Annotated in this window: 10 protein-coding genes; 5 read left to right on the top strand and 5 right to left on the bottom strand. The window is 69.6% G+C overall.

Going from position 1 to position 10,060, the window contains the following annotated elements:
* The first annotated feature begins 228 nt into the window (after window positions 1-228).
* The 3 genes from P3W75_RS16365 to P3W75_RS16355 all read left to right on the top strand — a co-directional run bounded on the left by P3W75_RS16365 (window position 229) and on the right by P3W75_RS16355 (window position 5,293).
* Window positions 229-1,257: a DUF5924 family protein gene (locus P3W75_RS16365; protein ID WP_276228359.1), complete on the top strand. Its 1,029-nt coding sequence runs from the start codon at window positions 229-231 to the stop codon at window positions 1,255-1,257.
* A gap of 73 nt (window positions 1,258-1,330) precedes the next feature.
* Entirely contained in the window at window positions 1,331-2,170 is an 840-nt protein-coding gene (locus P3W75_RS16360) for an acyl-CoA thioesterase (RefSeq protein ID WP_276228358.1), read from the top strand.
* 159 nt (window positions 2,171-2,329) lie between these two features.
* On the top strand, window positions 2,330-5,293 hold the full coding sequence (locus P3W75_RS16355; RefSeq protein WP_276228357.1) for an autotransporter outer membrane beta-barrel domain-containing protein: 2,964 nt from the start codon (window positions 2,330-2,332) through the stop codon (window positions 5,291-5,293).
* A 264-nt stretch (window positions 5,294-5,557) separates the two neighbouring features.
* Here P3W75_RS16355 and P3W75_RS16350 read toward each other — a convergent pair whose 3' ends face one another.
* The 4 genes from P3W75_RS16350 to speB form a co-directional block, all read right to left on the bottom strand.
* A complete protein-coding gene (locus P3W75_RS16350) occupies window positions 5,558-5,959 on the bottom strand; it encodes a GFA family protein (protein ID WP_276228356.1) in 402 nt (133 codons plus the stop codon).
* Between the two features lie 11 nt (window positions 5,960-5,970).
* Entirely contained in the window at window positions 5,971-6,702 is a 732-nt protein-coding gene (locus tag P3W75_RS16345; protein ID WP_276228355.1) for a phytanoyl-CoA dioxygenase family protein, read from the bottom strand.
* Window positions 6,699-7,625, bottom strand: a complete 927-nt coding sequence (locus P3W75_RS16340) for a LysR family transcriptional regulator (protein ID WP_276228354.1) — start codon at window positions 7,623-7,625, stop codon at window positions 6,699-6,701. The genes P3W75_RS16345 and P3W75_RS16340 overlap by 4 nt, the downstream gene beginning before the upstream one ends.
* A 70-nt stretch (window positions 7,626-7,695) precedes the next feature.
* Entirely contained in the window at window positions 7,696-8,652 is a 957-nt protein-coding gene (speB, locus tag P3W75_RS16335) for an agmatinase (RefSeq protein WP_276228353.1), read from the bottom strand.
* Window positions 8,653-8,957: 305 nt separating this feature from the next.
* On the opposite strand from speB, the gene P3W75_RS16330 reads away from it, so the two are divergent.
* Window positions 8,958-9,185, top strand: coding sequence for a CopG family ribbon-helix-helix protein (locus P3W75_RS16330; protein ID WP_276228352.1), 228 nt, complete (start codon window positions 8,958-8,960; stop codon window positions 9,183-9,185).
* On the top strand, window positions 9,182-9,463 hold the full coding sequence (locus tag P3W75_RS16325) for a type II toxin-antitoxin system RelE/ParE family toxin (protein WP_276228351.1): 282 nt from the start codon (window positions 9,182-9,184) through the stop codon (window positions 9,461-9,463). The genes P3W75_RS16330 and P3W75_RS16325 overlap by 4 nt, the downstream gene beginning before the upstream one ends.
* A 207-nt stretch (window positions 9,464-9,670) precedes the next feature.
* On the opposite strand, the gene P3W75_RS16320 is transcribed toward P3W75_RS16325, so the two are convergent.
* On the bottom strand, window positions 9,671-10,060 hold a 390-nt coding region (locus tag P3W75_RS16320), incomplete at its 5' end, for a hypothetical protein (RefSeq protein ID WP_276228350.1).

Below are 10,060 nucleotides of genomic sequence, written 5' to 3'. Positions count from 1 at the left end.
GGTTGGGGCTGGCATGCATCCCCCAGCGTCATCCCCGCGAACGCGGGGACCCAGCGACTTTGCTGTGGAGGTACATGAGCGGACGTTGCCCGCGATTCGCGCGCATGGCGCGCTCCTACGGTGAGGTGAGGCATGGCCGCCCTACCCTCCGTCCAGCGCCGCTGCCCGACGGCCGGCACAAGCGCTACAATCGCCGCCCTTCTCGTTGTTCGGCTCCGGCCCGCCACCATGCTCGTCTGGAAATCCCGCGTGCAGCGCCTGATCGCGCTGGCCCTCTCGCTCCTGGAACGCTATCCGCACCTGGTCGCCGTGTTCGGCTTCTGTTCCGGGCTGTTCAGTTTCATCATGGTCGACCGCCACCGCGCCGGCTTCGCCCGCGTCATGGCCATCGTCATGCTGGTCAGCTGGGTCTGGCTGATGCTGGAAAACCTGCTCACCCAGCGCTTCAAGGAGCGCTTCGGCTGGTCGGTGCCGCCCGGCCTGCTGCGCTACGCGACCCAGCTGATCCACCAGGAAAGCCTGTTCTTCGTCCTGCCGTTCTTCTTCGTCACCACCACCTGGAACAGCGGCCAGTCGCTGTTCACCGGGGTGCTCGGGCTGGCCGGGCTGGCCGCGATCATCGACCCGATCTACTACAAGTGGCTGGCGCCGCGACGCTGGACCTTCCTCGGCTACCACACCCTGACCCTGTTCGCCGTGCTGCTCACCGCGCTGCCGCTGATCCTCCAGCTGAGCACCCCGGAAAGCTACCGCTGGGCCCTGGGCATCGCCGTGGCACTGTCCTTCCCGAGCCTGGTGGTGTCGGTGTCGATCCACAAGTGGTGGCGCTGGTTCGCCCTGCTCGGCCTGACCCTGAGCATCGGCGTGGTCGGCTGGTTCGGCCGCGCCTGGGTGCCGCCCTCGACCCTGTGGCTGACCGAGATGGCCGTCACCGAGCAGTTCGACAACAGCCAGCGCACCCCCGGCGACAGCCTGGAGCAGGTCAGCGCCGCCCAGGTGCGCAGCCAGGGCCTTTACGCCTACACCGCGATCGCCGCGCCGCGCGGCCTCGACGAGCGCATCTACCACGTGTGGCGGCTCAACGGCCAGGAGGTCGACCGCATCGCCCTGGACATCCACGGCGGCCGCGAGGCCGGCTACCGCGCCTGGACGCACAAGCAGAACTTCCCCGGCGACCCCACCGGGCGCTGGCAGGTGCAGGTGCTCACCGAGGTCGGCCAGGTGATCGGCACCCTGCGCTTCGAGGTCACGCCCTGACCGCCCGGTTCGCTTGACCGCGCCCGCCCCGCTCCCCTAAAAGGACCGGATACCCGCGCCGAGAGCACCGAGCATGACCGACTCCGCCCTGCACCCCTTCGACCGCGCCCTGGCCCTGGAGGCCGACGCGCAGGACCCCGACCTGTTCCACGGCCAGACCAGCCGCGAGTACTGGAACATGGTCGGGCCGTTCGGCGGGATCACCGCCGCGACCCTGCTGCAGGCCGTGCTGCGCCATCCGCGCCTGCTCGGCGCGCCGGTGTCGCTGACGGTGAACTTCGCCGCCGCCATCGAGGCCGGCGCCTACCGCGTGCGCGCCACGCCGATCCGCACCAACCGCTCGACCCAGCACTGGCTGCTGCAACTGAGCCAGGTCGACACCGACGGCGAGGAGCAGGTCAGCACCACCGGCACCGCCGTCACCGCGCTGCGCCGCGACACCTGGAGCCAGCTCGACCTGAGCCGTCCGCAGGCCCCGGCGCCGGCCGACACCCCGACGCTGAACACCAGCGGCAAAGGCGTGGCCTGGGTGCAGCAATACGAAATGCGCGCCATCAGCGGCGCCTTCCCGAGCACCTGGGACGGCAGCGGCGAGCACAGCCGCAGCCAGCTCTGGCTGCGCGACGCCCAGCCACGCGCCCTGGACTTCCCGGCGCTGGCGGCGATGAGCGACATCTTCTACCCGCGCGTCTGGCTGCGCCGCGCCACCCCGGTGCCGGCCGGCACCGTGTCGATCACCACCTACTTCCACACCGACGCCGCCCAGTTGGCCGAGGCCGGCAGCGGCTACCTGCTCGGCGAAGCGCGTGGCCAGGCCTTCCGCAACGGCTACTTCGACCAGAGCGCGGAACTCTGGAGCGAAGCCGGCGAACTGCTCGCCACCAGCAACCAGCTGGTCTATTACAAGGAATGAGCCAGCAAGGAATGAACCGGCAAGGAATGAACCGGCAAGGAATGAACCGGCGGGCCGGGCGTTCGCGCCCGGCCTGGCGAAAAGCCAGCACGGTTACAAAAACGTAAGATTGCATCGCTATAAACGACGGCCACTTTCAGAAGAAAAAAGGTCGTCGCCATGTCGCTCAAGCCTTCCCCGCTGGCGCTCAGCATCGCTCTGGTCTTCAGCGCCTCCGCCCACGCCGTGCCCGCCGGCCCGGTGGTCATCAGCACGCCGAGCAGCACCAAGCAGACCCTGAGCGGCGAGACCACGCTGCAGGTCACCAGCAGCGGCAGCCTCACCGCCAGCGACAAGGCCGTCACCCTCTCCGGCGCCACCACCGGCAGCGGCGTGGTGATCGACAACAGCGGCCAGATCAGCGCCACCGCCGGACGCGCCATCGACAGCTCGGGCAGTGCCGCGACCGCCCGCGACTACCAGATCTACAACCGCGCCGGCGCCAGCATCACCTCCACCGACGACACCGTGCGGATCAAGGACGGCTTCGCCAGCGGCAGCCTGCTGCTCGACAACGCCGGCACCATCACCTCCACCGGCAGCGGCCAGGCGGTGGACTTCGACGGCATGCGCAGCGGCGTCGCGGTGACCATCCTCAACCGCGCCACCGGGGTCATCCACGCCAACGGCAACGACGGCATCCGCCCCGGCGCCAACGCCACCATCACCAACTACGGCGAGATCAGCAGCGGCGACATGACCAGCGCCGACACCAAGAGCGACGGCATCGACTTCCAGGACGCCGAAGGCGGCACGGTGTACAACCACGGGCTGATCTCCGGCGGCCGCCACGGCATCACCACCGACGTCGGCGCCACCCTGGTCAACTACGCCGACGGCACCATCATCGGCCGCAACGGCTCCGGCTACGGCTCCGACGGCAACGGCACGGTGATCAACTACGGGCGCATCACCGGCGCCTACAACGGCCTGGTGCCCGACGGCGACGGCGATGGCGTGGACATCGACCTGATCGGCCACATCGAGAACTACGGGACCATCGAAGGCATAGGCGCGGCCGGCTCCAAGGACGGCTCGCCGAACGCCAGCGAAGGCATCGCCATGGGCGGCGGCAGTATCTACAACGCCGCCGGCGCGCTGATCAGCGGCGCCAGCCGCGGCATCCTGGTGGATGACGGCAACGGCAACAGCGGCTTCGGCGCCATCAGCCTGGAAAACCACGGCACCATCCAGGGCGTCGCCGCCAGCGGCGTGACCCTGGTCGGCGACTTCGCCGACAGCGTCATCAACGACGGCCTGATCAGTGGCGGCAACGGCGTCGCCCTGGAGCTGGGCGGCGGCGACGACAGCCTGACCCTGCTCGCCGGCAGCCGCTTCGAGGGCCTGGTGGACGGCGGCGACGGCAGCGACACGGTGATCTTCGACGACGCCCGTGGCGGCAGCTTCGGCCAGAGCGCCAACTTCGAGCGTCTCGAGGTGCGCGAGGGGCTCTGGACCCTGACCGGCAGCGGCGACTTCAGCGAGGGCGGCGAGGTTTACAGCGGCGCCGGCCTGCTCAACCAGGGCGGCATCGCCGGGACCCTGCTGGTGGACAGCGGCGCCATCTACGCCGGCGCCGGCAGCGTCGGTGGCCTGGACGTCAGCGGCATCCTGCTGGCCAGCCCGCAAACGGGCGCCACCCACGTCACCGGCGACCTGACCCTGCGCAGCGGCGCGACCCTGGTGTTCGGCGTGGAAGCCGACGGCAGCCACGCGCCCGTGCAGGTCGACGGCAGCGCCAGCCTGGGCGGCGCCACCCTGGCGCTGCAAGCCGGCAGCGGCGACTACCCCTGGCAGAGCCACTACCAGGTGCTCAGCGCCAGCGGCGGGGTCAGCGGCACCTTCGCCGCGGTCAGCAGCAACTTCGCCTTCCTCACCCCGACCCTCAGCTACGGCGCCAACGCGGTGGACCTGGAGCTGACCCGCAACGACGTGCAGTTCGCCGACGTGGCGCTCAGCGGCAACGGCCGCAACGCCGCCGCCGCACTGCAGGGCCAGGGCACCGGCACCCTGTACAACGCGCTGGTCACCAGCGACGCCGGCAACGCCGCGCGCGCCCTGGAACAGCTGGCCGGCGCCAGCACCGCCAACCTCGCCGGCGCCACCCTGGCCGGCAGCCAGGCGGTGGGCGGCGCCATGCTTGGCGCGCTGCGCCAGCTCGGCGGCGGCCTGCTGGTGGCCAGCGCCGACCAGGACACCCCGCAACTGGCCGCCCTCGGCGTGCCCAGCGCGGCGCGCAACCTGAACGACCCCAACGCCGCCGGCCGCCTCTGGCTGCAAGGCCTGGGCAGCCACGGCTCGCTGGACGGCGAGCACGGCAGCGGCGACCTCGACCAGAACACCGGCGGCACCCTGCTCGGCGCCGACTGGGCGCTGGACGGCCAGTGGCGCCTGGGCGTGCTGGGCGGCTACTCGCACACCGACCTCGACGGCCAGGGCGGCGTCTCCGGCGACATCGACAGCTGGCACCTGGGCACCTACGCCCTGCGCCAGGACGGCCCGCTGGCCCTGCGCCTGGGCGCGGCCTACAGCAGCCACGACGGCGAGAGCAAGCGCCGGGTCGAGTTCAACGGCTTCAGCGACAGCCCCAAGGGCGACTACGACGCGCACAGCTGGCAGGCCTTCGCCGAGGCCGGCTACCAGGTCGGCGACGGCCGCCTGAGCGCCGAGCCCTACGCCAACCTCGGCTACCAGTACTACAAGCGCGACGCCTACGACGAGAAAGGCGGCGCCGCGGCGCTGCACGTCGACGAGCAGAGCCAGCACAACCTCAGCAGCACCCTGGGCGTGCGCAGCGCCTGGCTGGGCAACCTGGACAACGGCATGACCCTGACCCCGCGCCTGGGCCTGGGCTGGCGCCACACCTACGGCGACCTCGACAGCAGCACCCGCCAGGCCTTCCTCGCCGGCGGCGGCGCCTTCAGCGTCCAGGGCACCGCGCTGGACCGCAACAGCATGCTGCTCGACGTCGGCCTCGACCTGGGCCTGTCGGCGCGCCACAGCATCGGCCTGACCTACAGCGGCGAGAAAGGCAGCCAGGCGCAGAACCAGGCGCTGATCGCACAGTGGCAGATGGCGTTCTGACCGGCGCCCAGCGGGGCGTCCCTGGCCCAACGGCGGATAACGCCATAGGCGTTATTCGCCCTACACCCAGCCGCCCCTCGGCGTAGAGCGGATAACCGTTCGCGGTTATCCGCCGTTCATGCCTGAACCCGAAGCGGGCCCGGGATCAAGTCAAACGGCGGATAACGCCACAGGCGTTATTCGCCCTACACCCAGCCGACCCTCGGCGTAGGGCGGATAACCGTTCGCGGTTATCCGCCGTTTCAGCCTGGTCCGGCCACGGACCTACAACGTCTCCTCATCCTCTTCCGGCAACTGCTCATCCAGGTGCAGCCAGGGAATCCGCCCCTTCACCCAGATGTGCCGTTGCGGCGGCGCCAGCTCCGGGTGGTCGAGGGTGGCGACGGTCACGTCCAGGCTCTGCGGCGTGCGCTCGGTCTCGAACACCAGGTGCGCCCCGCAGTTGCCGCAGAACAGCCGGCGATTGCCCGGGCTCGACACGTAGCAGGCCGGCTCACCCTGCAGCCAGCGGAAGCTGGCGCGCGGGATGGTCGCCCAGGTCACCACGATGCCGCCACTGCTGCGCCGGCAGATCGAGCAGTGGCAGTGGCCGACGTCGTCCAGTTCGGCGCTGAACTCGTAGCGCAGCGCGCGGCAGTGGCAGCCGCCCTGATAGGTCTGGCTCATGGCGTGGCTCCTCAGTCGTATTCCGCCGCCGCGTGCTCGCCGAGCAGGCGGCGCTGGCGGGGCGTGCAGGCGGCCAGCACCTCGGCGGCGAAGCGCCAGTCGAGGTACGGCGAGAACTTCTGCGCCACCATGCGCCGGCCGTAGTGGACCTGCAACAGGTAGCGCGTGCGCTGGCTCAGGTTACGGCTTCCGGAATGCCACAGCTCGCTGCGGAACAGCAGGCAGTCGCCGGCGCGGCACAGCACCGGCTCGGCCGCCCTGCCCCGCCATTCGCGCTCGTCCGGATGCGGCGCACGGCCGGCGCGGTGGCTGCCGGGGATCACCCAGGTCGGGCAGAGCGAGGCATCGATGTCGTCGAGGTAGATCTGCGCCGTGCAGATGAACATCGGCAGCTCGAAACCGCTGGCCAGCAAGCTTTCCGGCAGCTCCAGCGGCAGGTAGTCGAGGTGCGTGTCGGCGCCGATGAAGCCGGGGTGGCAGCGCCAGGCGGTCTGGCCGATGACGTGGCAGTCCTCGCCCAGCGCCGCCTCGGCCAGCTCGATCAGGCCCGGCGGATCGAGGTACGGCAGCCAGCGCGGCGAGCGGTTGAACACGCACTTGTAGTGATCGACCAGGCCCTCGTAGTCCCAGTGCAGCGGCCGCAGCGCGTCGATCAGCCCGCGCACCTCGGCGACCTGCGCCGCGTCCAGCAGGCCGGGCAACAGCAGGTAGCCGTCGTCGTGCAGCGCGCGGAGCCCGTTCACGGCGTGACCGCACCCCGGCCGAGGCGCGCCTGGGCTTCCTCCAGCACGCCGAGGAAGGCCCCCAGGGCCTCGCCCGGCTCGGCGCCCTGGCGGGTCACGCAGTGGAATTCCGAGGTGTAGGCCAGCTGCGCCGGGCGGATCGCGCGCAGGCGCCCGGCGGCGGCCCAAGCGCTGGCGTAGGGAGTGGGCAGGTAGCCGATGTAGGTGCCGCTGAACACCAGGTTGGCGATCGCCTCCATGCTGTAGGCGGTGGTCGTGCGGTTGAACACCAGGCCGTGGGGCCGCCGGCTCTCGGTCATGTAGCCGCGCCCGACGTAATCGGCGGCGCAGATTTCCTCCAGCGCCGGTTCCTCGGCCTCGCGGGTGAAGAATGGATGGCCCGGCGCGCAATAGAGGTTCTGCTCCTCGTGGAACAGCGACTGGTAGCGCAGCCCGGAAAGGCGGTGGTGGAAGGCGCCGATGGCCAGTTGCAGGCGCTCTTCCAGCACGCCGTGCTCCAGCTCGTCGGGGCGCTGGGTATGCAGGTTCAGGCGCACCCCGGGGCTGCGTTCGCGGAACAGCCGGATGGCCAGCGGCAACGGCCAGCAGTGCTGCCCGACGACGCCGTCGACGCAGCCCAGCTGCAGGGCTTCGCGGTCGCGGCCGCCAAGGCCGCTGACCTGCTCGCGGAAGCGTTCGAGATCGACGAACAGGCCCTGCGCCGCCTCGTACAGCTCCTGGCCCTCCTCGGTCAGCTGGAAGCCGCTGCTGCCGCGCCGGCACAGCGAATAGCCGAGGCGGACTTCGAGGTCGCGAACCAGCACGCTCAGGCGCGACAGGCTGGTGTTCAGGCGCACTTGGGCGGCGGTGAAGCCGCCGGCGTCGACGATGGTGCAGAAGGTGCGCAGCAGGCGCAGGTCGATGTCGGAGAGGTTGCCGAGCATGGTGGTTCTCGCGGCGGTCGCGGGTCTTCGTTATAGCCCCGGCGACGCCGCCGCGTGAACCCCCACGCGGTCAGCGGCGCGCGGCCAGCACGTCGGCGAGGATGCACAGCAGCTCGAACATCATGGTCGCGCCGACCAGCGCGGTCGCCCCGCCCTGGTCGAACGGCGGCGACACCTCGACCACGTCGGCGCCGATCAGGTTCAGCCCCTGCAGGCCACGCAGCATGTGCTGTGCCTGCAACGTGGTCATGCCGCCGATCTCCGGGGTGCCGGTGCCGGGGGCGAAGGCCGGGTCGAGCACGTCGACGTCGAAGCTGACGTAGGTCGGGCCGTCACCCACCACCCGGCGCGCCTCGGCCAGGGTCGCCTCGACGCCCAGCGCGGCGAACTCTTCCATGTGGATCACGCGGATGCCGCATTCCTCGGCAAAGGCCTCGTCGTCGGCCGAGTAGACCGAGCCGCGAATGCCGATCTGCACGGTGCGCTTCGGGTCCAGCAGGCCCTCCTCGATGGCCCGGCGGAACGGCGTGCCGTGGGTGTAGGGGTTGTCGCCGAAGTAGCGGTCGTTGGTGTCGGAGTGGGCGTCGAAGTGGACCATGCCGATCGGCCGCTCGGCCGCCAGGGCGCGGAAGATCGGCAGGGTCACCAGGTGGTCGCCGCCCACCGACAGCGGCACCGCGCCGGCGGCGTGGATGCGCCGGTAGAAGCCCTCGATGCGCTTGAGCGCGTCGAGCAGGTCGATGGGGTTCACCGGGGCGTCGCCGATGTCGCCGACGCGCACCAGGTCGTAGGGCGCGATCCGGCTGACGTGATGCACCTTGCGCATCATGCTCGACAGGTTGCGCACCTCGCGCGGGCCATGGCGGGCGCCGGCGCGGTTGGTGGTGCCGCCGTCCCAGGGCACGCCAACCAGGGCGATGTCCACCTGCGCCGGGTCTTCGAAGATCGGCAGGCGCATGAAGCTGGGAATGCCGGCGAAGCGCGGGATCTCGGCGGCGTCCAGGGGTTGCGGGAAATCGTGGGGCATGGGGGTCTCCGGGCTGTGGACAGGCTTCATTCGGCCTGCGCCCCGCAAGCCTGATACGCCGCACCGGCCGAGCAAATCCCGAATGCGGCAAGTCAACTTTCGCCGCCGCGCAAGTGCCCGCGGCGCCAGGCCCGGCGGGCCTTCCGGGCCTTCTCGCGGTCTTTCTCGCGGCCGCTCCCCAGCCCTTCCCGACTGCCCTCGCCCGCCCTTTCGCCCGACGCCTTTTTCCCCCGCCAAGTGCCTGATTCGTATACTTATGTTATCGTTGTAAACTCTGTATACAGCGTAAACGGACTGCTCAGAAATTGACCACCGTAATCTCCTTCCGCGCCGATGACGCCCTGGCCCAGGCCCTGGACCAGCTGGCCCGCGCCACCCACCGGGACCGCCCGTACCACCTGCGCCAGGCGCTGGCGCAGTACCTGGAGCGGCAGAGCTGGCACGTCGCGGCCATCGACGAAGGCCTGGCAGACGCCAACGCCGGGCACCTCCTGGCGCACGCGGAAGTCGCCGCCAAGTGGGGCCTGGCATGAGCCTGCTGTGGACGCACAAGGCGGCCGGCGACCTCGATGGCCTGTACGACCACTACGTCGTGCTGATCGGCCCGGAGAAGGCCCTGCGCGCCATCCAGGACATGGTCGAGCAGGTGCAGGCGCTGGCCGACCTCGGCCTGAGCAGCCTCGGGCAGCCCAGCGAGGTACCCGGCGTGCGCGAACTGGCGCTCGAACGCTGGCCCTACCAGGCCGCCTATCGGGTAAAGGGCCGCGATGTACAAATTTTGCGCATCGATTCTGTGGATAACCCGGGGTAAAAGTGGCCACACGGTTACAAGATGTTTCAAAGCATTGACTTATTACATTTGTACAAATGTTAGCCAATGCTCCATTTTCTGTTGATTTGGTCTATTTCTGACTATTCTCTACTAAATAGAAATTAAAATGACCCAATAACTAAAAGCAGTATTTCCTTTGCGCGACCATTTTTTGGCGCTTCGGAACTTTTCCCAACGTTTACCGCTCTATTTCCCCGACTTTCCCGGCGTTTTCGCCCCTTGCCCGACGACTCGACCATGCCCCTTCGCCTTTCCCTTCGCGCCCTCTGCCTGGGCCTGCTGCTGCCAGCCGGCGCGGCGTTCGCCTGGAACGCCAACGATCCCCAGCAACAGCAGCAATGGCAGGAACAGCAACGCCAGCAGCAGGAACAGCAACGGCAGATGGCCGAGCAGCAGCGCCACCAGGCCGAGGAACAGCAGCGCCGCCAGCAGGAGCAACAGCGTCAGCAACAGGAACAGCAGCGACAGATGGCCGAGCAGCAACGCCGGCAGATGGAGGATCGCCAGCGCCAGCAGCAGGAGCAGCAACGCCAGCGCGAGCAGCAGCGCCGCCAGATCGAGGACCAGCAGCGCCAG

Origin of the sequence: Pseudomonas citronellolis, from assembly GCF_029335315.1 — a bacterium.
GTDB classification, from domain to species: domain Bacteria; phylum Pseudomonadota; class Gammaproteobacteria; order Pseudomonadales; family Pseudomonadaceae; genus Pseudomonas; species Pseudomonas citronellolis_A.
The sequence above is the reverse complement of the archived record's forward strand: the minus strand, read 5'-3'. Positions and strand labels throughout refer to the sequence as shown.

Excerpts from the sequence above, each read along its gene's own strand:
- P3W75_RS16365 (WP_276228359.1), top strand. The coding sequence starts at position 229 with ATGCTCGTCTGGAAATCCCGCGTGCAGCGCCTGATCGCGCTGGCCCTC.
- P3W75_RS16360 (WP_276228358.1), top strand. The coding sequence starts at position 1,331 with ATGACCGACTCCGCCCTGCACCCCTTCGACCGCGCCCTGGCCCTGGAG.
- P3W75_RS16355 (WP_276228357.1), top strand. The coding sequence starts at position 2,330 with ATGTCGCTCAAGCCTTCCCCGCTGGCGCTCAGCATCGCTCTGGTCTTC.
- P3W75_RS16350 (WP_276228356.1), bottom strand. The coding sequence starts at position 5,959 with ATGAGCCAGACCTATCAGGGCGGCTGCCACTGCCGCGCGCTGCGCTAC.
- P3W75_RS16340 (WP_276228354.1), bottom strand. The coding sequence starts at position 7,625 with ATGCTCGGCAACCTCTCCGACATCGACCTGCGCCTGCTGCGCACCTTC.
- speB (WP_276228353.1), bottom strand. The coding sequence starts at position 8,652 with ATGCCCCACGATTTCCCGCAACCCCTGGACGCCGCCGAGATCCCGCGC.
- P3W75_RS16325 (WP_276228351.1), top strand. The coding sequence starts at position 9,182 with ATGAGCCTGCTGTGGACGCACAAGGCGGCCGGCGACCTCGATGGCCTG.